Raw genomic sequence first — 22,030 nt, 5'->3', positions numbered from 1 at the left:
AACCCCCTCTAGCCGAAACAACCCCAAGGGGATCTAGACGTGCTGGACGTCAACTTCTTCGATGAGCTCCGCATTGGTCTCGCCACCGCTGACGACATCCGCCAGTGGTCCTACGGCGAGGTCAAGAAGCCGGAGACCATCAACTACCGGACGCTCAAGCCCGAGAAGGACGGCCTCTTCTGCGAGAAGATCTTCGGTCCGACCCGGGACTGGGAGTGCTACTGCGGCAAGTACAAGCGAGTCCGGTTCAAGGGCATCATCTGTGAGCGCTGCGGCGTCGAGGTGACCCGCGCCAAGGTGCGCCGTGAGCGGATGGGCCACATCGAGCTGGCCGCGCCGGTCACCCACATCTGGTACTTCAAGGGTGTTCCGTCCCGCCTTGGCTACCTGCTGGACCTGGCGCCGAAGGACCTCGAGAAGATCATCTACTTCGCTGCTTACGTCATCACGGGCGTGAACACGGAGCTGCGCCACAACGACCTGCCGACCCTCGAGAACGAGATCGGCGTCGAGCGCAAGAACCTCGAGACCAAGCGTGACGCCGACATCGAGGCCCGCGCGCAGAAGCTGGAAGCCGACCTGGCCGAGCTGGAGGCGGAGGGCGCCAAGTCCGACGTCCGCCGCAAGGTCAAGGAGGGCGGCGAGCGCGAGATGCGCCAGCTGCGTGACCGCGCCGGTCGCGAGCTGGACCGCCTCGAGGAGGTCTGGACGACCTTCACGAAGCTCGACACCCGTCAGCTGATCGCCGACGAGCTGCTCTACCGCGAGCTCGTCGACCGCTACGGCGAGTACTTCACCGGCGGCATGGGCGCGGAGGCCATCCAGAAGCTGGCCACCGAGTTCGACGTCGCCGCGGAGGCCGAGAGCCTGCGCGACACGATCCGCAACGGCAAGGGGCAGAAGAAGCTCCGCGCGCTGAAGCGGCTCAAGGTCGTCGCGGCGTTCCAGGCCACCGGCAACGACCCGCGCGGCATGGTGCTCGACGCCGTCCCGGTGATCCCGCCGGACCTGCGCCCGATGGTGCAGCTGGACGGTGGCCGCTTCGCGACCTCCGACCTGAACGACCTGTACCGCCGGGTCATCAACCGGAACAACCGCCTCAAGCGGCTGATCGACCTCGGCGCGCCCGAGATCATCGTCAACAACGAGAAGCGGATGCTGCAGGAGGCCGTCGACGCGCTGTTCGACAACGGCCGCCGCGGCCGTCCGGTCACCGGCCCGGGCAACCGGCCGCTGAAGTCGCTGTCCGACCTGCTCAAGGGCAAGCAGGGCCGGTTCCGCCAGAACCTGCTCGGCAAGCGCGTCGACTACTCGGGCCGTTCGGTCATCATCGTCGGCCCGCAGCTGAAGCTGCACCAGTGCGGTCTGCCGAAGGACATGGCGCTCGAGCTGTTCAAGCCGTTCGTCATGAAGCGGCTGGTCGACCTGAACCACGCGCAGAACATCAAGTCCGCCAAGCGGATGGTGGAGCGTTCGCGGCCGCAGGTGTGGGACGTGCTGGAAGAGGTCATCACCGGCCACCCGGTGATGCTGAACCGCGCGCCGACCCTGCACCGCCTCGGCATCCAGGCCTTCGAGCCGCAGCTGGTCGAGGGCAAGGCCATCCAGCTGCACCCGCTGGTCTGCGAGGCGTTCAACGCGGACTTCGACGGTGACCAGATGGCGGTGCACCTGCCGCTGTCGGCCGAGGCGCAGGCCGAGGCCCGGATCCTGATGCTGTCGGCGAACAACATCCTGTCGCCGGCGTCGGGCCGTCCGCTCGCCATGCCGCGGCTGGACATGGTGACGGGTCTGTTCCACCTGACCCGCCTCAGCGAGGACGCCGAGGGCGCGGGCAACGCGTACTCGTCGACGGCCGAGGCCATCATGGCGTACGACCGCAAGGCGCTGAGCCTGCACGCTCCGGTCAAGATCCGCATCACCGACCGTCAGCCGGCGAAGGCCGACGAGCCGGCGCTCGCGGAAAAGGGCTGGGAGCCGGGCAAGGCGTGGCTGGCCGAGACGACCCTGGGCCGCGTGCTGTTCAACGAGCTGCTGCCGGCGGACTACCCGTTCATCAACGAGCCGATGCCGAAGAAGCGGCAGGCCGCGATCGTGAACGACCTCGCCGAGCGGTACTCGATGACCCAGGTCGCGCAGACCCTGGACCGGCTGAAGGACGCCGGTTTCTACTGGGCGACCCGGTCGGGTGTCACCGTGGCGATCTCCGACGTCCTGGTGCCGAAGGGCAAGCAGGCCATCCTCGACGAGTACGAGGGCAAGGCCTCCCAGGTGGAGAAGCGCTACCAGCGTGGTCAGCTGTCGCACGCCGAGCGGAACAACGAGCTCGTCAAGGTGTGGACGCAGGCCACCGAAGAGGTCCACAAGATCATGGAGACGGCGCTGCCGGACGACAACCCGATCGCGATGATCGTGAAGTCCGGCGCGGCGGGCAACATGACGCAGGTCCGGTCGCTGGCCGGTATGCGTGGCCTGGTGTCGAACCCGAAGGGTGAGTACATCCCGCGTCCGATCAAGGCCAACTTCCGTGAGGGCCTGTCGGTGGCGGAGTACTTCATCGCGACGCACGGTGCCCGGAAGGGCCTGGCGGACACGGCGCTCCGCACCGCCGACTCGGGTTACCTGACCCGGCGTCTGGTGGACGTCTCGCAGGACGTCATCGTCCGCGAGACCGACTGCGGCACCACCCGCGGCATCATGATGCCGATCGGCGAGGACCTCGGCGACGGCCGCGTGCTGCGCGACCAGCACGTCGAGACCTCCGTGTACGCGCGGAACCTCGCGACGGACGCGGTGGACGCCAAGGGCAACGTCGTGCTGAACGCGGGCGACGACATCGGCGACCCGGCCATCGACAAGCTGCTCTCGAGCGGCATCTCGAAGGTCAAGGTCCGCTCGGTGCTGACCTGCGAGTCGGCCGTCGGCATCTGCGCGACCTGCTACGGCCGCTCGATGGCGACCGGTCAGCTCGTCGACGTCGGCGAGGCCGTGGGTATCGTCGCGGCCCAGTCGATCGGTGAGCCGGGTACGCAGCTGACGATGCGTACGTTCCACCAGGGTGGTGTCGCCGGTGACGACATCACGACCGGTCTGCCCCGTGTCCAGGAGCTGTTCGAAGCCCGGGTCCCGAAGGGCAAGGCGCCGATCGCCGACGTCGATGGCCGCGTGCGCATCGAGGAGAGCGAGCGGTTCTGGAAGATCACGCTGATCCCGGACGACGGCGGCGAAGAGATCGTCTTCGACAAGCTGTCCAAGCGTCAGCGGCTCGCGAACACCCCGAACGGCCCGCTGGGCGACGGCGACCACGTCAACGTCGGTCAGCAGCTGCTCGAGGGCACGCCGGACCCGCACGAGGTCCTGCGGGTCATGGGGCCGCGCGAGGCGCAGATGCACCTGGTGGACGAGGTCCAGAAGGTGTACCGGGCGCAGGGTGTGTCGATCCACGACAAGCACATCGAGGTCATCGTCCGGCAGATGCTGCGCCGGGTGACGATCATCGACTCCGGGGCCACGGACTTCCTGCCGGGCGAGCTGCCCGAACGCACGAAGTTCGAGGCGACGAACCGGGCGTCGGTCGCCGAAGGCGGCGAGCCGGCTTCGGGTCGTCCGGTGCTGATGGGGATCACGAAGGCGTCGCTGACCACGGACTCGTGGCTGTCGGCGGCCTCGTTCCAGGAGACCACGCGAGTCCTGACCGACGCGGCGATCAACGGCCGCTCGGACAAGCTCGTGGGCCTCAAGGAGAACGTGATCATCGGTAAGCTGATCCCGGCCGGTACGGGCATCAACAAGTACCGCAACATCCAGGTGCAGCCGACGGAAGAGGCCCGGGTCGCGGCGTACGCGATCCCGTCCTACGACGACGGTTACTACACCCCGGACGTGTTCGGTACGGGTACCGGTGCCGCGGTGCCGCTGGACGACTACGACTTCGGCCGCGACTTCCGCTGAGGTTGAACCACGAGAAGGCCCCCGCCGGTTCCGGCGGGGGCCTTTTCGTTTCCGAAGCGTCACTCCATCGGGTATTCACCATCCAGGAATATCGCTAGATTGATGCGGTTCTACGCGGTTCGGGGGCTTTCGCGCGTTTCACTGCGCTACCTAGGGGTGACTTTTCGTGAACAAATCGAGAGGCGCGAGACCCGTCGCGCGCTACTTCGCCACACTCGCGGCTGCGGCCGTGCTGACCAGCGTGTTCGCCACACCGGCGGGCGCGGAGGAGCCGGACCCGACGCCGACCTCCGCCGCACCCGCCACGGCCGAACCGCCGGCCTCCTCCGCGCCGGCCTCGTCCGAGCCCGCGAGCGAGCCCGCCGCGAAGCCGCAGGACGAGCCCGCGCCGCAGCGGGCCGAGGTCAAGACCTCCCTCGTCTTCGACAAGACGACCTACCGGACCGACGAGGACGTCCACTTCACCTTCAAGCTGACGAACGTCGGCGAGGTCCCCGCGGTCGGGCTCTGGGTCGCCCAGTCCATCTACGGGTCGACCGACCTGGACGTCCCGAACGAACCGGGCTGGGGTCCGCTCGCGCGGGGTGGGAAGGGTCTGGACCTCGCGCCGGGCGAGACCTTCGAGCTGGCGGTCACCGGGAAGATCCGGGCCATCGACGAGAAGACCCTCGTCGTGCGGGGCGTCGTGTTCGACCACACCGGCTACAACGTCAGTCCCGACTTCAGCTACTCGGCGGACGTCACCAGGGTGGCCGGTCGCGCGGCCGGCGTCCTGTACGGCGACAAGAACGGCAACGGCAAGCTCGACGAGGGCGAACAGCTGCCCGGCATCGTGCTGACCCTGCGGTACGTCCACGACACCGGCAACAGCACGTACACGGCCACGAGCGGCGAGGACGGGAAGTTCAGCTTCGACCTCCCGGCCGCGGAGTACTACCTCGACGGTACTGTGGCCGGCGGCTGGCTGATCCCGTTCGACACCCTGCGGATCGGGCCGGACACCGAGGACCTGCTGGTCCGCGCGGTGCCGCCGCTGAACGACGCCCTGAAGGCGTCGATGGCCTTCACCCAGGACACCTACAAGCCGGGCGACCTCGCGCACGTCACCGTGACGCTGTCCAACTCCGGCACGATCCCGCTCACCGGCATCGTGGCCGCGTGTGACCGCTTCGGCGCCGCCCACGCCCTGAAGGGCAGCGGCCCCGGGTGGGGTGACCTCGCGTGGACGCGCGGCGGCGTCACGATCGCGCCGGGCCGGACGCAGACCTTCGACGTCACCGAAACCGTGCCTGAAGGCGCTTTCAACAGCGGCTTCGTCTCGGTCTCCTGCGACTTCGGCTACCGCGAAGTCGACGTCGAACACCACCCGAACGCCGGGGACAAGGCGGCCGTGCCGGGTGGGAAGGCGACCGTCAGCGGTGACGTGATCCGGTACCTCGGGCCGGGGCAGCCGCAGGAGGGCGTCGCCGGGGTGAAGGTCGTGCTCGTCTCCGACCAGCAGTGCCCGGTCGTCGGCGAGCAGACGACGGACGCGAAGGGGCACTTCGAGTTCCACGACGTCGTCCCGGGGCCGGAGTACCGCCTGTACCTCCTGCCGCCGCAGGGCTGGAAGATCACGAACCAGAACCCGGAGTCGATCTACGTCACCGGGCCGGCGGACCACCCGGCCCAGGTGTGGATCTCGGCCGAACCCGGTGACGCGCCGTTGCCGACGGTGCCGACCAATCCCGCGGAGTGCAGCGCGTCGGCCACCCCGACGTCGACCACGGGCGCGGCGGCCGGCACCGGCGGCGGCCAGACCGGCGGCAGCAGCGGCGGCCTGGCCAGCACGGGCGTCGACGTCCTCGGACTGGGAGCCCTGACGCTGGCGGCCCTGGCCCTCGGCACGGCCCTGGTGTTCGGCGCACGCCGTCGCCGCCACCCGGCCGAATAACGGCTGAACGAAACGCGCCCCCGGTCCACTGTGGACCGGGGGCGCTTTCGGTTTCGGGGGAGAGCCGGTTGATCCGGCCGCGGGTCAGCACCGCGTGCACGGTCGAGGCGGGCAACCCGAGCCGTCCGCCGATCTGGGGCGGGCCCAGCCGTTTGTGCCACGGCAACCCGCACGATCTGCCGCGCTGCCGGGACGGGGGTGCGGTTCGGGCTGTGGCGTGGACGGCAGCTGCGGTCGGTCGTCCCGGCCACACCTGCGGTTGGCTCATCGACGAGCGGTTGGGCGGAGACCATGAACCTCCCCGGACAAGACACCTAGAGGCCGCGGCGGGAGACCGGGAAGTCGAAGTACGTGTCCGGGTACGGCTCGTCGTTCAGCGTGTAGTGCCACCACTCCTCGGGCAGGTTGCGGAAACCCGCCGCGGCCATCGTGTTCTTCAGCAGGTCGCGGTTCTGGCGCGCCACGCCGGTGATCGCCGGGTTGTCGGTGTGGGCCAGCGGGTCGAAGCAGTCGAAGCCGGTGCCCATGTCCACCATGTTGTCGGGGAAGCGCTGGTCCCGCGGCGCGAAGCACGGCACGAGCGGCTCGCCCGGGACGTACGGCCGCTGGGGCCGCGCCGGCAGCCTGACGATCGTCAGATCCATCGTGCTGCCGCGGCTGTGCCCGGACTTCTCGGCGATGTACCCGTCGGCGAAGAGCCGGTCCTTGGCGACGTTCGGGTAGAACTCGGCCTTCGTCTTCTCGTCGGCGAGGTCCTTCGCCCACCGCACGAAGTGGTCGACCGCGCGCTGCGGCCGGTAGCAGTCGTAGACCTTGAGGGTGTAGCCCTGCTTCCTCAGCTGCGCCTGGACTTTCCGCAGGCCTTCGGCGGCCTGCCGGGTGAGGATGCAGAGGGGGGCGCGGTACCCGTCGATCCGCCGGCCGACGAAGTTGTGCTGCGTGGCGTAGCGGATGTCCTGCAGGATCGACGGCGCGACGTCGGAGAGGGCGACGAAGCCGGCCGAGGTGGTGGCAGCAGCAGCCGGAGCGGGGACGGCGACGGTGGTCATGGCGATGAGGGCGACGGCGAGCGCGCGCACCCTCCGGGGGACGATCGGCATCCCTCTCGTCTAGCAGCTGAACCCCCGGCGCACAGCCGCTCTTCGGGTCACGACCAGCCTTCCGGCGTGCTCGCCCGCAGGAAGTCGTCCGACGGCGGCTGCACCGGCCGCCCCTCGAACTGCGTCGAAAGCACCACCGACGACCGCAGCTCACCGTGCTTCCCGAGCCGCTCCAGCAGGCCCTCGAAGTGCTCCAGCGACGCCGCCCGGATCTTCAGCATCGTGCAGTGGTCACCGCTGAGCCGGTGGATCTCGACGACCTCCGGGTAGTCCTCGGACTTCGACGTCTTCAGCAGGCAGCTGCTCAGCGCGCACCGCATCTCGACGAACGCCTGCAGCGGCTGGCCCGCCCGCCGCGCGTCGACCTGGGCGCGGTAGCCGGTGATCACCCCGGTCTCCTCGAGCCGCCGCACCCGCTCGGCCACCGCCGGCGCCGACAGGTTGATCCGCCTGCCGAGCTCCTTGAACGACAACCTCCCGTCGGCCTGCAGCAGGTCCAGCAGCCGCCAGTCGACGTCGTCCAGGGACTTTTCCGAACGAAAGGTCATGGCGCCCATCTTCCTTCCGAACTACGGCCCGGGCGAGCGAATTGCCGTTGATCGGCCCTTCGAAGCGCGGCCGGAAATCCCTAACGTTGCTGGTCATGGGGACATTGACGGTGACCGGCCGGACCCGGTCCGTGGGAGCGCTGTTCGCCGGCGTCGCGCTGCTCAACACGGCCATGGTCGGCCTTACCACCGCGGCCACGCTGATCGTCGCCGCGGGCAGCGGTGCCGGCCTGAGCGGGCTGCCGAGCGTGGCGAGCGTGCTCGGCACCGCGGCCGGCGCGCTCGGCGCCGGGCTGCTGCTGCCGGGCCACGGCCGCCGCCGCGTCCTGGTGTCCGGCTACGGCGTCGCGGCGATCGGCGCGCTCGTCGCGTTCGCCGCCGCGCTGGCGACGGCGGTGGTGCCGTTGCTGCTCGGGATCCTGCTGGTCGGCATCGGCAACGGCGGCGCGCAGCTGTCCCGCTACCTCGCCGCCGACCTGTACCCGGAGGAACGCCGGGGCCGCGCGCTGGCGACCGTCGTCTGGGCGGGGACGGTCGGCGCGCTCGTCGGCCCGGCGTTGATGGCGCCGGCGGCGCACGTCGCGACGGGCTTCGGCTGGCCCTCGCTGTCGGGCCCGGTCGGGGTCGCGGTCCTGGCGACGGCGGGCGCGGCGATGGCGGCGGCGTTCCTGCCGCGGCACATCCCGCCCCCGCGGGAGACTCCGGTGGTCACCGCGCGCGGCCCGGTGCGCTCGGCCGCCGTCGTGCGCCCGCTGGTCGCGATGGTCGCCGCGCAGCTGACGATGGTCGCGGTGATGACCATGACGCCGTTGCAGCTGCAGAGCCACGGGCACGGCCTCGAAGTCGTCGGCTGGGTGCTGAGCGCGCACATGATCGGCATGTTCGCGCTGGCGCCGCTGTCCGGCCGGATCGCCGACCGCTGGGGCCCGCGCGTGACGGTCAACGCGGGCCTGGGCGTGCTGGCCCTGTCGACGGCGACCGCCATTGCGGCCCCGACGGCGCACACGTCGGGCCTGCCGGTGGCGTTGTTCCTGCTCGGGTACGGCTGGAACCTGGTGTTCGTCGGCGGCAGCGCGCAGCTGAGCCGCGACCTCGCGCCGGAAACGCGCAGCCGGGTGCAGGGCGTCGTCGACGCGGTCGTCTGGTCGGCGTCCGCGCTGGCCGGGCTGGGGTCCGGGCAGCTGTTCGCCGGCGGCGGGTACGCGCTCGTCGCCGTGGTCGGCGGGGTGCTGGCCCTGCTCCCGCTGGCGTTGCTGGCGCCGCCGCGGCCGTGACTTCGGGTAGCCGGACCGTTGTCGGCCAATCTCTCGTCGCCGCGAATTCCGCTGCGAACGCTGCGGCAACGGCTTCCGGTCCGCCTTCCAGCGCGACAACGTCGAGACCGGGCGAAGCGTGCTTCGCGCCGTCGGCTCGTTCTTCGGCGGGACCCTGCGGGACCTGAGCAACTCGGCCGACCAGTGGCGTTACGACCGCGCGACGAACTCGCCGGCCAAGGACAAGGCGCTGGCCGCGGCGGTCGAGGAGATCACCCCGAGCTTCCGCCAGTGCCGGGGCTGCGGCGACTGGATGTGCCACGACCAGTGCTGGAACGAGGAGATCGGCCAGTGCCTGCGGTGTTCGCCGAGCGTCCCCGAGGAGATCTCGCGGGCGCAGGCGGCGGCCCAGCGCGACCAGATCTGGGAGAAGGCCCGCGAGAAGGACTGGACGGCCGGCCTCGACCTCGACACCCGCGCGAAGGTCAGCTGTCCGGCTGCGGCCTGAAGGTCGACGGCGGGAAGTTCTGCTCGTCGTGCGGCACGGCGCTGGCCCTGAAGGTCCGCTGCGGTGGCTGCAGCAACGAAGGCAACAAGCCCGGCGCACTGTTCTGCGCGGACTGCGGCACCAAACTCTGACCGGGAGTTCCCGGCACTTCATAACGAATCGATAACCAGCAGCCCCGGCGTTCAGGCGCCGGGGCTGTGCCGTTGTGACCAACCGTGACACCGCCGGTTGGTCTAGCCACCATGCTCACCCATTCGGCGCAATAGGGCGCGTCAACTCGGCCCACTTCGTGGGAGATTGACCCTTTCGGGTCGCGTCTCATTCTTTGATCACGGCTGGACCGTTCGCGTGTTGGGCGCGAATATCCCGTTCAGGTCGGCTGACGTCAGCTTTCCGTTGTGTCCCAACGGTTTTCGTCCGTGAGAAAGAACAGGGAGAACCATGCGATCAATCCCGTTGCGCCCGGGCCGGTGGCGAAAGGTGGTGACCGGCGCCGCGGCACTCGCCCTCGCGGCCGGCGCGGTCACGTACACCGGTTCGGCCACCGGCGCCTACGCCGACGTCCAGACCATCACCGACGCGAAGACCGCCTCCGACGGCAAGCAGTACTGGGTGCAGAACCACCTGGTGTCCAAGGATCTCGCGCGGTCGGAGAGCGGCACGCCCAAGAAGTGGCTGCTGGTCTGGGCCGGCGACGAGAACATCGCCGACACGCTCGTCAAGGACGTCAAGAACCTGCCGGGCACCCTCGGCGGCGGGCTCAACAAGGTCAAGAACGCCCTGCCCGGCCCGGACTTCCTCGCCGTGATCGACGCGACGCAGGGTTCGCCGACGTACGGCAAGGTCGTCAACACCGCGACCGTCGGCCCGCTGGTCGAGAACGAGCCGCACCACATGCAGTACGTGTGGCACCAGGGCGACACGATCTACGCCGGAGCGCTGTTCGCCGCCGCGACGTACGCCTTCGACGTCAGCGCGCTGCCGCAGCTGAAGCTCAAGGGCGTCAGCCTGCCGACCAACACGCTCGGCGGCTCGGTCCCGGACGCCTACTGGGTGCTCAATGACGGCACCGCCTACGGCACGTACATGGGGGGTCCGGTGGTCCCCGGCCCGCACGCCTACGCCGACGGCTCCACCCAGATCGGCAACGGCTTCGCCGGCAGCCCGGGCGAGGTCGTCCACTTCGGACAGAACGCCGAGGTCCTTTCGGAGTCCCCGGCGGCGACCCCGCAGGGCGACAACCAGAAGCTGTGCGACAACCTGCCGCAGCTGGGCAAGCCGACCTGCGCCAACCCGCACGGCATCCAGGCCCGCGAGGACCTGAACACGCTCGTGACCAGCGACTACGCCGAGCCGCGCAACATCATCCTCGACCCGGTGAAGCAGCCGTCGCCGTACCTGCGCCGGCCGACCGTGCGGACCTGGGACATCTCCGACCGCAACCACCCGAAGCTGAAGTCCGTGTCGTACCTGGCCGATGGGCCGCGCGCCGACCCGGCCGACCCGCTGCACGCCGAGAGCCGCGCGGTCATGGAGACGACGGTGACCAACCTGCCCGGCCACAAGGGCGCGTTCGCCCAGACCATGCAGGGCGGCGCGGTGTTCTACACGCCGGACATCACGGCGGCCGAGCCGCACTGGATCGAGGTGTTCGACGACGGCGCCGCGAACAAGGCCATCTACGCCAACAACGACTCGAACGGCGCCAGCTCGAACGGCGGCTGGATCCAGACGAGCCCGGACGACAAGTACCTCTACCGCGCGATCGTCGGGCGGCAGAAGGGCACCCTCTCGGCCGACGACCCCGGCACCACCGGCGGCGTCTACGTCCTCGACATCCAGAAGCTGGTCAACGCCGGCGACCGGATCGAGGACATCGAAGGCCGGGTCGACACGAAGGCGAAGGCGCAGCAGGGCGGGGGCGGCGACCTGCCGACCGTCGTCGGCGCGGCCCCGGTCAACCCCGGCACGCCGGGCGCGGGCCCGCACTGGGGCGCCTACGACAACTGGGCGCTCGGCAGCGACGGTTTCTACCACGAAACGACGTCGCCGCAGCACCTCGCGGTGTCGAACTACTTCGTCGCCCGGTCCGGTTTGGACGGTGACCACAAGGTCAACCTGCTGAACCTCGGCCCGGACGGGAAGGTCTCCGTCGACCAGAACTTCCGGGACGAGTTCACCGGGCAGGTCGGCATCAACTTCAACCGCAAGTCGTGGCCGCACGGGGACTTCGGCAACGCCAAGCCGCACTCCGAGCTGTTCGTCGTCGCGGACGCGGACATCAAGTAACCGACGCGGGCGGGGCCGGTCACGACCCCGCCCGCTCCTCCCCGGAAGGTCCCGATGGATCACCCCCACCCCGCGGCCACCGGTTCGTCCACTGTGGACGTCCTGGCGCTGGTGCTCCGGCTGGCCCTGTTGCTGTCCACGGCGTTCCTCGCCGGGAGCGGCCTGCTGCGCCCGCCGGGGCAGCGGCCACAGCTCACGCTTCACGTCCTCGGCGGGGTTTCGGCGCTGCTCGCCGTGGTGTCGGCCTTCGCCGTCGACGTCAACGTGGTCGCGCTGGCGATCCACGTGGTGCTCGCGGTGGCGGTGCCGGTCGTCCCGCGGGCCACTCGCTGGACGTCGGCCGCGCTGCTGGCGCTGGTCGTGCTGGAGACGTCGCTGGGTGGTTCCGGCATCGGGTTCGCGATCGACACGGTGTTCGTCGCCGGCGCGGCCGTGTGGTTCGGCTTCGCGCTGCTCGGGCCGGTGACGACGTCGGCCGTCCGGCCCGGACCGCTCGCGATCACCCTCGGCGGCCTGCTGGTCCTGGCCGGCGCGGTGCGGTTCGGGCTCTCCGGCCTCGGGTTCGACCGGCGGCTCTTCAGCACGCTGTTCGGGCTCGCGGTGCTGGCCGTCGTGGTCCTGCCGCTCGCGGTGAGCGGGCTCGCGGTCGTGCTCCGGGGCCGCGCCTACCGGTTCGGCGCCCTCGGCGTCGCGCTCGGGTTCCTCGCGTGGAGCGCGCTGGGAGCGATCCCGGTGCCGCCGCCGCTGCCCGTGCCGGGTGTGCCGCTGCTGGCCGTCGAGCCGGGGTTCCCCGTGCTGGTCAGCCCGCAGCGGCCGGGGCACAACGTCGTCCACTTCCCGGCGAGCGCGGGCGGCGACCTGTCCGCCGGCGTCCGCGGGGGCCTCGTCACCCAGGCCGTCGCCCGGCCCGGCGCCGAAGGCACGTGGGCCGACGTCGACCTGCCGCCCGGCCGCAGCGACCTGGAGATCCGCCGCGGCGGCACGACGACCGTCGTCGAGGTCGACGCGGGCGGCGCGCCCGGCCCGTCGATCGCCGAAGCCGACGCGCCGGAATGCGCGTCGGCGGGACTCGGCGGCCTGGTCGCGGGCCGCGCCGACGTGCTGACGGCGTGCCCGTCCGACGCGCTGACGCCGGAGGACGGCGGGGCCCTGGTCAAGCTCGTCGAGTTCCTCGCCGGGCGGAAGCCGTCCGCGATCACGCTGGTCGAGGACGACTCCCCGCGCGGCGCCGCGGCGGCGAAGCTGGTGCGCGAGACGGCGGCGCGGACCGGGCTGGCCGTGCGGCCGGACGCCGGGCCCGACACCGCGCTGGTCGTCGTCTCCGGCTGGGCGCCTGCCTACCTGGCGATGACGCGGGCGGCCGAACTGCAGCGCCTCGAACCCACCCACCAGTACGGGCTCTACCTGGCGCCGTGGCTGCTGACCGGGCCGATCGTCAACGCCGTGGCCAGCGCGTCACTGCCGTTGCGGTTCGACCCGCGGGAGGCGGCGGCGGTCGGGTACGCCGTCGCGGTCGGCGACCGCTTCGGCGGCGAAAGCCCGACGCTCGGCGGCTTCCGGAGCTGGCTGGGCGCCGAACCCACCGCGGGCGACGTGCGGATCTTCGCCGCCGCCCAGGTCAACGCCATGCCGATGTACCCCTCCGAACCCCACGCCGCCGGAATGGTGATGGACCGCGACTACGCCGGCCAGTGGGTGCCCGACGGAACCATCGTGCCGATCACGTCGGTTCTCCGCTGAAAACCCTTGGGATGAAAGGAAAATCCATGAAGCGTCTTGCTGCCCGCGTGCTGCTGCCGCTCGCCGCGGCGACGGCGTTCACCGGCCTGACCGCCGGCGTCGCCGGCGCCGACCCGACCGACGGCTCGGTCTGGCTCGTGCCCGGCGTAGACCTCGGCAGCGTGCTCGGCCCGCTCGGCCAGCCGGTGGACCTGCTCGCCCCCGTCTTCGGCCTCATCACCGCGATTTCCTGAAAGGTGCGAACCATGAAGAAGAACCTCGTCCGCGCGGCCGGTGCCGCGGTCCTCACCGGAGCGGCCCTGTTCGGCGCGGCCGCGCCGGCGCTCGCCGACACCCCGGGTGTCGTCGTGGTCGACGAGCCGGACACCAGCGGGTTGACCAACATCTGGACGTTCGCGCCGCTGGGTGTCCCGGTGCTCGGCCTGCTCCAGTCGGTCAACGGCGTCCCGGGCAAGCTCCTGCCATCCTTCTGACCGGCGGGCGGCCCCTCGGTTCCTCGGGGGGCCGCCCTTTCCCTGGGAGTCCTCATGAACCGGCAGTTCGTCGGCAGGCTCGGCATCGCGGTGATCACGATCGCCGCGGTGACGGCCGGCGTCTTCATCCTCGGCGACGACGACTCGCCCGCCCCGCCGTCGTCGTCGGTCGTGGTGGTCGGTGAGCCGTCGCCGTCGTCGGTCCCGCCGCGCACGATCATGGCGACGGTGACGTCCACCTCGAACCCGGCGCCGCCGCCGGGTTACCAGGTGACGTACGAGCTGACCGGTACCGGCACCGCGACGGTCGTCTACGACTCGAACGGCCTCGGCCTGGTGCACCAGGAGCTCGACGTCCCGCTGCCCTGGCGCAAAGAGTTCACCTGGCCGTCCGCCGGGGCGATCCAGCTGCTCGGGCAGGGGAGCGGCGCGGTGCAGTGCCGCGTCTCGGTCGGCGGCCGCGTGGTGACGACGCGGAAGTCCGCGCCCGGCGACGTCGCCGCGTGTGTCAGCTGAGGGCTTTCGCGAACCAGTGTTCGGCGAACTGCTCGTTGTTGAACGGCTCGACCTCGGCGTAGCCGGTCTTCGCGTAGAGCGCGCGGGCCTCGACGAGGTCGTGGCGGGTGTCGAGCCGCATGAGAGCCGAGCCGAGCCGCCGCGCGGCGTCCTCCGCGGCCGCCACCAGCCGCGGCCCGCCACCCGTGCCGCGGTGGGCCGGCTTGACGAACACCTTCGTCAGCTCGGTGATCCCCGGCGCGACGACGCGGGTCCCGGCGCAGCCCCCGACCACGCCGCCCCGCCGGCCGAGGAGGAAGGCCCCGGTGGGCGCGACCAGGTCGGTGCCGGGTTCCTCGGCGACGTACTTCGTCAGCTCCGCTTCGGTGACCGGGCGCCCGAAGTAGCGCGAAGCGACTTCGTCCATGTACTCGCGCATGATCGCGATCGCGTCCGGGTGGTCGACGGGGACCTCGGTGATGTTCCACTCCACGCCCCCATCCTGGGGACGCTGTCCAGCGAATTCGCCGGCCCCCGGGCACCATGGGGACATGACGGCAGTCACGAAGCGCCTGGCGGTGGTGGCGGTCCTGCTGATCACGGTGGGGGCGATCCTGCTGGCGGTGGGAGCGATCGGCTTCCGGGCCACATCCGACCAACCCGACGCGAACATCGGGGCGGGGTTCGCCTTGCTGGCGGGCCCGTACGTCGTCGGCTTGGGGCTGGTGTTCGCCCTGTCGGCGGGCCTCACGCACCTGACGACGCGGCGCCGCTGACTTCTCAGCGCTGTTGCCACAGGGCCGGGGGCAGGTGGTCGGCCAGCTCGGCCAGGTACTCGGCTTCGGCGGTGAGGTTCTGCCGGGTCGCGCAGCCCTGACCCCAGGTGCGCGCGGACCCGTTCTCGATCACGACCTCGCGCTGCCCGAACCTCGGGTTCGCCGCCAGCCACCGCGCCAGCTCCGCATCCAGCCCCGAATCCGGGGGCAGTGTCGGCATCGACAGCGGCTTGCCCGGGACGATCCGCAGTTCCGGGCACGGCGGCACCCGCACCTGCGTCACGTGGAGGTCGCGGAAGTACGTGTGGTCGTCGAAGTGCCGGTACGACTCCTGCGTGTCGAGACCGATCACCGGCCGGTCGCCGAGGCGGAACTCGACCCACGTCTCCTGGGGCCAGGCGGCGAGCGGTCGCCCGGTCGGGTGAACCACGCCGAACGTCGGGGGCGGGCCGGCGGCGGTTCCGCTGTGGAACGTGCCGCCCCGCTCCGCCGCGAACGCCTTGAACCAGTGCTCCTCGCGGCTCGCCACGAACTTCTTGTGCGACCGCCACCAGATCGCGGCGGCCACCGCGGCCACCACGACGACGAGCGCGATCGTGAAGACGGTCTCCATCGTCAGAAGTCCAGGTCCTCGCGGGTCTCTTCGACCGGCTGGTCGGCGCCCGTCCCGTCGTAGCCGCTCGCCTTCTTGGCGTTCTTGACGTGGCTGTTGAGCTTGCCGAGGTGGTCGTTCACCGTCTTGGCCGGGTTGTCGCCGGGGTTGGCCGGGTTGTACCCGAGCACGCCCTTGACCGCCGCTTCGCCGCCCTTCTTCAGGGCTTCGGTGGCGCCGGCCTTCAGCATCGTCTTCCGGTAGTCGACCTTGCCCGCGGCGTCGAGCACGGGGTTCTCGAACGCCTTCGCCCAGCGCTTGCCGATCATGCCCTGGTCGCCGACGGCCTTCTGGAGGAGGTCCTTGCCCTCGTTCTCCTGCGCGATCTTCGTGAGCGACTTCCCGAGCTTCGTCTGGGCGAGCTTCGCCTGCAGCTTCCGCAGCCAGTCGAGCACCTTCTGCAGGAGCTCGCGCAGCTTGTTGACCTTCTTCGTGGTCGTCGCGGTCGTCTGGACGGCCTTCGCCTCGGACACCGGCGCGGCGGCCGACAGCGAGGCGCCGCAGGTCGGCACCGCGGCCGCCAGCGCCGGCACCCACAGCATGATCAGCCAGGTCACGAACTCGGTGAGGATCGCCTTGATCAGGTCCTCGACGAAGCTCATCAGCATGCTGTTGAGCTGCAGCATCCGCGCCAGGTCGCCGGACTTGCCCGCGACGCCCTCGATGCCGTGCGCGAACTCGCCCAGCGCCGCCCTCGCCGCGTTGCCCGCGTCGCCCTGCCAACCCTTCAGGGAGTCGTCGGAGACCTCGGCGAAGTTCTTCGCCAGCTTGTCCAGCCCGGTCGCGATCGCCCCGAAGTTCTCCGCCGCGACGCCCAGCGCCGGCCCGTCGCCGCTGACGAAGTGGATCGCGTCCTGGATCGGCTGGACCGCGTTGACCAGGAAGTTCAGCCCCTGCCCGACCAGCCAGCCGAGCGGGTCGGTGGCGATGTCGGTGATCGTGCTCGAACTCGACTGGATGAAGCCCGCCGTGTCGGTCGCGATCGAGCCGAGCGCCAGGGTGATGTCCGCGCCGTCCTTCTGCGGCGCGAACAGCGCGTTCTTCACCGAGACGAAGTCCTTGCCGACGGTGACCGCGCTCCCGGCGAAGGGGGTGGCCTTGACCGCGTTGTCGACGTTCACGCCGAGCACCGTCTTCGGGTCGTCCGACTTGACGGTGATGCCGCTCGCGACGTCCTCTACCTCTGCCACCGCGTCCCCCTCAGTGCTTCTTGCCCGGGCCGTCGAGCAGGACCTCGACCTGCCCGAAGAACGTCTTGTGGTCGTCTTCGACGCCCTGGTAGACGTTCGCCGCGTCGGTGAGCTTGGCCCGCGCCGAGTCCAGCCCGTCCGCGATCGACGCCAGCAGGGACTGCAGCTCGCGCAGGGTGTCGTCGTAGCCGCCCTTGGTGAAGATGCCGACCACGCCCCACGACTTGTCGCCGACGTCGGCCTGGCCGACCTTCTCGGTGATCTTGGCGCCCTGGTCCTGGTACTGGCCCAGTGCACCGACGTACTTGTGCAGCGCGTCCACCTGGACCTGGTAGCCGCCGGCTCCGTCGGGCATCAGTCCTCCTCCTCGTCGAACAGGGTGCGCGCAGGAAGGTGTCGCCCGCGGACCCGCCGCCCGGCGGCGCCTGCGGTGGCGGCGGGGTGTCGGCCTGGCGCAGCACGCGCTGCTCGGAGAAGTCCTCGGGCGCGGACGGCCGCTCCCGGCGCGGCATCTCTTCCGCCAGCTTCGACCGCATTTCCTCGACGCTGGTTCCGAACGCCGCGGCCTGCGTCTCCAGGACCTGCTCGACCAGGTCGAGGCCGTCACCCATGTTCTCCTGGACGATCACCGCCTGCCGCCGGGCCGCCTCCCCGACGGCTTCACGCAGGGTCGTCAGCAACGCCGCCGACAGCGCCTGCGGGCCCTTGGCGAGCGCCGCGTCCGTGAACTTGACGTCGAGCACCGCGCCACCCGGACCGGTGACGACGGTCACACCGCCGTCCGGCGACGACGCGCTCGCGCGCAGCTCGGTCAGCTGCTGCTGCATCGCGCCGAGCCCCGCGAACCGGTCGTCGACGTTCCTGACGCTCGACTGGAACCGCTCGAACTCGGTGACCAGCTGCTCGAATTCGGCCGACATGTGCTCGTTCCTCCCCGTCCGCCCGGTGTGCCGCTGACCCATCGTGGCCCTTCGGCGACGGTGTGACGCACGGAACGGCCGATCCGATCCCACTGCATCACCCGACCGGGTAATGGGTAGGTTCCGGCGGCAAGGGGAAGCAGGGATGAACCGCTAGGAGTGTGTGATGACCAGCACCGAAGGGGCCGGACGGCCCGACGAAGAACCGAAGTCGACCGGCAGTCACGCGGCGCCCGAAGGAGCTGGGGTGCACCCGCTGATCGATCTCTCGCGCGACCCGAACCCGGGGAAGCCGGACCACGCCAAGCCGGACGAGGACTGAGGTCCCTGGCGCGCTGACGGAGCTGCGCGGCTCCGCCGGGGGAGGGTTGCGGACGGGGCCGCGCTGGGAGGCGCGGCTTCGCCGGGGAGGGCCGCTTCGCCGGGGAGGGTGCGGACGGGGCTGCGCTGGGAGGCGCGGCTTCGCCGGGGAGGGCCGCTTCGCCGGGGAGGGTGCGGATGGGGCTGCGCTGGGAGGCGCGGCTTCGCCGGGGAGGGGCCGCTTCGCCGGGGGCCGCGGACGGGGTAGGGCTTCCCCGCGCGGCCACGCCGGGAGGGGCGGTTCCGCCCGGGAGGCGCGCCGACCCGAGGCGCTGACCGGCTGCGCTGCCAGGTGGGCGCGGTGACCGGGCTGGGCGGCCCGGCGGGGCTTCACCAGCCCTGCTGGCGCGCCCTGTCCCGGCCGCGGCACCCTCCCGCACGACTCGGCCGCGACCTGGGTGTCCGCGGGCCGGAACATCCGACGTTCCTCCGCTGTTGAGAGGTACGCTGGGGGTTCTCCGACCTTCGCACCCCCCGCCGCGTTCGTCCCGGACCCGGGCGGGTATCTTTGGAGACCGTGCCCGGCATGCGTCGGGCCGCTCCGCGTGCCGTGCGGCATGGGCGGGGTGCTCAGGCACCCGGTCACCGGCTTCGGCAGGTCGGGGTTCCGACGGAAAATCCCTCCGGGAAGTTACCGGTCGAGAGACCGTGACGCGGGCCGACACGCCCGACCGCGGGGGCCGGTGAAGACACGAAGAAGCAGATCACGACAGGAAGCTGGTCCATTGCCCACGATCCAGCAGCTGGTCCGCAAGGGCCGCCAGGACAAGGCTGCCAAGCAGAAGACCGCGGCCCTCAAGGGGAGCCCGCAGCGGCGTGGCGTGTGCACTCGCGTGTACACCACGACCCCCAAGAAGCCGAACTCGGCGCTGCGCAAGGTCGCGCGTGTGAAGCTGACCAGCGGCATCGAGGTCACCGCCTACATCCCCGGTGAGGGCCACAACCTGCAGGAGCACTCGATGGTGCTCGTGCGCGGTGGTCGTGTGAAGGACCTTCCGGGTGTCCGTTACAAGATCATCCGCGGTTCGCTCGACACGCAGGGTGTCAAGAACCGCAAGCAGGCGCGCAGCCGGTACGGCGCGAAGAAGGAGAAGAGCTAATGCCCCGCAAGGGTCCGGCCCCGAAGCGGCCGCTGATCTCCGACCCCGTCTACGCCTCCCCGCTGGTCACCCAGCTGGTGAACAAGGTGCTGAAGGACGGGAAGCGGTCCCTGGCCGAGCGCATCGTGTACGGCGCGCTCGAAGGCGCTCGCGAGAAGACGGGCACCGACCCGGTCGTCACGCTGAAGCGCGCCCTCGACAACGTGAAGCCCACCATCGAGGTGAAGAGCCGCCGCGTCGGTGGCGCCACCTACCAGGTGCCGATCGAGGTCAAGCCGGGTCGCTCCACCACCCTGGCGCTGCGCTGGCTGGTCTCCTTCTCGCAGGCCCGCCGCGAGAAGACGATGATCGAGCGCCTGCAGAACGAGCTCCTGGACGCTTCCAACGGCCTCGGTGCCTCCGTGAAGCGTCGCGAGGACACGCACAAGATGGCCGAGTCCAACCGGGCCTTCGCGCACTACCGCTGGTGATGACCGCCCGGCTGTCGACCAAGCCATGCCGGGCCCCAAGCTTGAGAACAGGGGAACACTCTCGTGGCACGTGAAGTGCTGACCGACCTGAACAAGGTCCGCAACATCGGCATCATGGCCCACATCGACGCCGGCAAGACGACCACCACCGAGCGGATCCTGTTCTACACCGGGGTCAACTACAAGATCGGTGAAGTCCACGACGGCGCCGCCACCATGGACTGGATGGAGGAGGAGCAGAAGCGGGGTATCACCATCACCTCGGCTGCCACCACCACCTTCTGGGACGACCACCAGATCAACATCATCGACACCCCCGGGCACGTCGACTTCACCGTCGAGGTGGAGCGCAACCTCCGGGTGCTCGACGGTGCGGTCGCCGTCTTCGACGGCAAGGAAGGCGTCGAGCCGCAGTCCGAGCAGGTCTGGCGGCAGGCGGACAAGTACGACGTCCCGCGCATCTGCTTCGTCAACAAGATGGACAAGCTGGGTGCGGACTTCTACTACACCGTGAAGACCATCGTGGACCGCCTCGGCGTGCGCCCGCTGGTCATCCAGCTGCCGATCGGCGCCGAGAACGACTTCGAAGGCGTCGTCGACCTGGTCCGCATGAAGGCGCTGACCTGGCGCGGCGAGGTCCAGAAGGGCGAGGACTACTCGGTCGAGGACATCCCGGCCGACCTGGCCGAGAAGGCCGCGGAGTACCGCGAGAAGCTCGTCGAGACCGTCGCCGAGGCGGACGACGCGCTGATGGAGAAGTTCCTCGAGGGTGAGGAGCTGACGGAGGCCGAGATCAAGGCCGGCATCCGCAAGCTCACCATCACCAGCCAGGTCTTCCCGGTGCTGGCCGGTTCCGCGTTCAAGAACAAGGGCGTGCAGCCCATGCTCGACGCGGTCATCGACTACCTGCCGACCCCGCTGGACGTCCCGGCCGTCGAGGGCCTGCTGCCCGACGGCGAGACCGTGGCGTCCCGCAAGGCGTCGGTCGACGAGCCGTTCGCCGCGCTCGCGTTCAAGATCGCCGCGCACCCGTTCTTCGGCAAGCTGACCTACATCCGGGTGTACTCGGGCAAGGTCGCCGCCGGCGCCCAGGTCGTCAACGCGACCAAGGAGCGCAAGGAGCGCATCGGGAAGATCTTCCAGATGCACTCCAACAAGGAGAACCCGGTCGACGACGCCCAGGTCGGCCACATCTACGCGGTCATCGGTCTGAAGGACACCACCACGGGTGACACCCTGGCGGACCCGCAGAACCCGATCGTGCTGGAGTCGATGACGTTCCCCGAGCCGGTCATCCGGGTCGCGATCGAACCGAAGACGAAGGCCGACCAGGAGAAGCTGTCCCTGGCGATCCAGAAGCTGGCCGAAGAGGACCCGACGTTCCAGGTCAAGCTGGACGAGGACACCGGCCAGACGATCATCGCGGGCATGGGCGAGCTGCACCTCGAGGTGCTGGTGAACCGGATGAAGTCCGACTACAAGGTCGAGGCGAACATCGGTAAGCCGCAGGTCGCCTACCGGGAGACCATCAAGAAGACGGTCGAGAAGCTCGACTACGTCCACAAGAAGCAGACCGGTGGCTCCGGCCAGTTCGCGAAGGTCATCGTGAAGCTGGAGCCGCTCGAGCGCACCGACGGTGCACTCTACGAGTTCGAGAACAAGGTCACCGGTGGCCGCGTGCCGCGGGAGTACATCCCGTCGGTGGACGCCGGTGCGCAGGACGCCATGCAGTACGGCGTGCTCGCCGGATACCCGCTCGTCGGGTTGAAGTTCACCTTGTTGGATGGCGCGTACCACGAGGTCGACTCTTCGGAGATGGCGTTCAAGATCGCCGGTTCCATGGCGATGAAGGAAGCCGCGAAGAAGGCCGGCCCGGTGATCCTGGAGCCGATGATGGCGGTCGAGGTGACCACGCCCGAGGACTACATGGGTGACGTCATCGGTGACCTCAACTCCCGCCGTGGTCAGATCCAGGCCATGGAGGAGCGGGCGGGCACCCGCGTCGTGAAGGCGCTGGTCCCCCTGTCGGAGATGTTCGGCTACGTCGGCGACCTGCGGTCCCGTACCCAGGGCCGGGCGAACTACTCCATGGTGTTCGACTCCTACGCCGAGGTTCCCGCGAACGTCGCGAAGGAAATCATCGCGAAGGCGACGGGGGAGTAGTTCCCCCTAGCGCGCGGGCATAAGGAACACTCCTGAACGTCCGCAGCACCGACGAAGGAACATTCGTGGGCCGGCAGCCACGCCGGCCCACGAGCACAAAGCGAAATCA

General features: G+C 70.2%; 20 protein-coding genes and 2 pseudogenes. 14 read left to right on the top strand and 8 right to left on the bottom strand.

Going from position 1 to position 22,030, the window contains the following annotated elements; all coding sequences use genetic code 11:
- Positions 1-39: 39 nt before the first annotated feature.
- On the top strand, positions 40-3,951 hold the full coding sequence (locus ACH54P_RS26200) for a DNA-directed RNA polymerase subunit beta' (protein ID WP_489906008.1): 3,912 nt from the start codon (positions 40-42) through the stop codon (positions 3,949-3,951).
- Positions 3,952-4,117: 166 nt separating this feature from the next.
- Positions 4,118-5,884, top strand: coding sequence for an SdrD B-like domain-containing protein (locus tag ACH54P_RS26195; protein ID WP_489906007.1), 1,767 nt, complete (start codon positions 4,118-4,120; stop codon positions 5,882-5,884).
- A 61-nt stretch (positions 5,885-5,945) separates the two neighbouring features.
- Here the strand turns inward: ACH54P_RS26195 and ACH54P_RS26190 are convergent.
- The 3 genes and pseudogenes from ACH54P_RS26190 to ACH54P_RS26180 all read right to left on the bottom strand — a co-directional run.
- Positions 5,946-6,138: pseudogene (locus ACH54P_RS26190) on the bottom strand (IS481 family transposase); the annotation flags it as partial.
- 60 nt (positions 6,139-6,198) lie between these two features.
- Positions 6,199-6,984, bottom strand: coding sequence for a M15 family metallopeptidase (locus ACH54P_RS26185; protein WP_489906006.1), 786 nt, complete (start codon positions 6,982-6,984; stop codon positions 6,199-6,201).
- A 47-nt stretch (positions 6,985-7,031) separates the two neighbouring features.
- Positions 7,032-7,532, bottom strand: coding sequence for an Lrp/AsnC family transcriptional regulator (locus ACH54P_RS26180; RefSeq protein WP_489906005.1), 501 nt, complete (start codon positions 7,530-7,532; stop codon positions 7,032-7,034).
- A 95-nt stretch (positions 7,533-7,627) separates the two neighbouring features.
- Between ACH54P_RS26180 and ACH54P_RS26175 the strand changes: the two genes are divergently transcribed.
- From ACH54P_RS26175 to ACH54P_RS26145, 7 genes are all read left to right on the top strand, one after another.
- Complete coding sequence (locus ACH54P_RS26175; RefSeq protein WP_489906004.1) at positions 7,628-8,806, top strand: MFS transporter; 1,179 nt, start codon at positions 7,628-7,630, stop codon at positions 8,804-8,806.
- A gap of 118 nt (positions 8,807-8,924) precedes the next feature.
- Positions 8,925-9,293 carry a hypothetical protein gene (locus ACH54P_RS26170; protein WP_489906003.1) on the top strand — a complete coding sequence of 123 codons (369 nt, stop codon included), beginning with the start codon at positions 8,925-8,927 and terminating at the stop codon, positions 9,291-9,293.
- A 441-nt stretch (positions 9,294-9,734) separates the two neighbouring features.
- Positions 9,735-11,582, top strand: a complete 1,848-nt coding sequence (locus ACH54P_RS26165) for a hypothetical protein (protein WP_489906002.1) — start codon at positions 9,735-9,737, stop codon at positions 11,580-11,582.
- Positions 11,583-11,636: 54 nt separating this feature from the next.
- Positions 11,637-13,322, top strand: a complete 1,686-nt coding sequence (locus ACH54P_RS26160; protein ID WP_489906001.1) for a hypothetical protein — start codon at positions 11,637-11,639, stop codon at positions 13,320-13,322.
- Positions 13,323-13,348: 26 nt separating this feature from the next.
- Complete coding sequence (locus tag ACH54P_RS26155) at positions 13,349-13,555, top strand: hypothetical protein (protein WP_489906000.1); 207 nt, start codon at positions 13,349-13,351, stop codon at positions 13,553-13,555.
- A 12-nt stretch (positions 13,556-13,567) separates the two neighbouring features.
- Positions 13,568-13,795 (top strand): hypothetical protein, encoded by a 228-nt coding sequence (locus ACH54P_RS26150; protein WP_489905999.1) that lies wholly within the window; start codon positions 13,568-13,570, stop codon positions 13,793-13,795.
- Between the two features lie 54 nt (positions 13,796-13,849).
- Positions 13,850-14,311, top strand: a complete 462-nt coding sequence (locus tag ACH54P_RS26145; protein ID WP_489905998.1) for a hypothetical protein — start codon at positions 13,850-13,852, stop codon at positions 14,309-14,311.
- Here the strand turns inward: ACH54P_RS26145 and ACH54P_RS26140 are convergent.
- On the bottom strand, positions 14,304-14,783 hold the full coding sequence (locus ACH54P_RS26140; protein WP_489905997.1) for a GNAT family N-acetyltransferase: 480 nt from the start codon (positions 14,781-14,783) through the stop codon (positions 14,304-14,306). The genes ACH54P_RS26145 and ACH54P_RS26140 overlap by 8 nt on opposite strands.
- A 58-nt stretch (positions 14,784-14,841) precedes the next feature.
- Here ACH54P_RS26140 and ACH54P_RS26135 point away from each other — a divergent pair, with 58 nt between their 5' ends.
- Complete coding sequence (locus tag ACH54P_RS26135; protein WP_489905996.1) at positions 14,842-15,066, top strand: hypothetical protein; 225 nt, start codon at positions 14,842-14,844, stop codon at positions 15,064-15,066.
- A 4-nt stretch (positions 15,067-15,070) separates the two neighbouring features.
- Here the strand turns inward: ACH54P_RS26135 and ACH54P_RS26130 are convergent, their stop codons facing one another.
- From ACH54P_RS26130 to ACH54P_RS26115, 4 genes and pseudogenes are all read right to left on the bottom strand, one after another.
- Entirely contained in the window at positions 15,071-15,679 is a 609-nt protein-coding gene (locus tag ACH54P_RS26130; RefSeq protein ID WP_489905995.1) for a hypothetical protein, read from the bottom strand.
- Between the two features lie 2 nt (positions 15,680-15,681).
- On the bottom strand, positions 15,682-16,908 hold the full coding sequence (locus tag ACH54P_RS26125) for a hypothetical protein (protein ID WP_489905994.1): 1,227 nt from the start codon (positions 16,906-16,908) through the stop codon (positions 15,682-15,684).
- Positions 16,909-16,918: 10 nt separating this feature from the next.
- Positions 16,919-17,263 (bottom strand): hypothetical protein, encoded by a 345-nt coding sequence (locus ACH54P_RS26120; RefSeq protein ID WP_489917141.1) that lies wholly within the window; start codon positions 17,261-17,263, stop codon positions 16,919-16,921.
- Positions 17,264-17,582: 319 nt separating this feature from the next.
- A pseudogene (locus ACH54P_RS26115) lies at positions 17,583-17,735 on the bottom strand (YbaB/EbfC family nucleoid-associated protein); the annotation flags it as partial.
- Positions 17,736-17,994: 259 nt separating this feature from the next.
- Between ACH54P_RS26115 and ACH54P_RS26110 the strand changes: the two are divergent.
- From ACH54P_RS26110 to fusA, 4 genes are all read left to right on the top strand, one after another.
- On the top strand, positions 17,995-18,150 hold the full coding sequence (locus ACH54P_RS26110) for a hypothetical protein (protein WP_086857727.1): 156 nt from the start codon (positions 17,995-17,997) through the stop codon (positions 18,148-18,150).
- Between the two features lie 763 nt (positions 18,151-18,913).
- Entirely contained in the window at positions 18,914-19,288 is a 375-nt protein-coding gene (gene rpsL / locus ACH54P_RS26105) for a 30S ribosomal protein S12 (RefSeq protein ID WP_003102113.1), read from the top strand.
- Positions 19,288-19,758, top strand: a complete 471-nt coding sequence (gene rpsG, locus ACH54P_RS26100; protein WP_003102106.1) for a 30S ribosomal protein S7 — start codon at positions 19,288-19,290, stop codon at positions 19,756-19,758. The genes rpsL and rpsG overlap by 1 nt, the downstream gene beginning before the upstream one ends.
- 63 nt (positions 19,759-19,821) lie before the next feature.
- Positions 19,822-21,921 carry an elongation factor G gene (gene fusA / locus ACH54P_RS26095; protein WP_489905993.1) on the top strand — a complete coding sequence of 700 codons (2,100 nt, stop codon included), beginning with the start codon at positions 19,822-19,824 and terminating at the stop codon, positions 21,919-21,921.
- The last annotated feature ends 109 nt before the right edge of the window (positions 21,922-22,030 follow it).

It is taken from the genome of Amycolatopsis sp. N2S4-7, assembly GCF_058119595.1.
The sequence above is the reverse complement of the archived record's forward strand: the minus strand, read 5'-3'. Positions and strand labels throughout refer to the sequence as shown.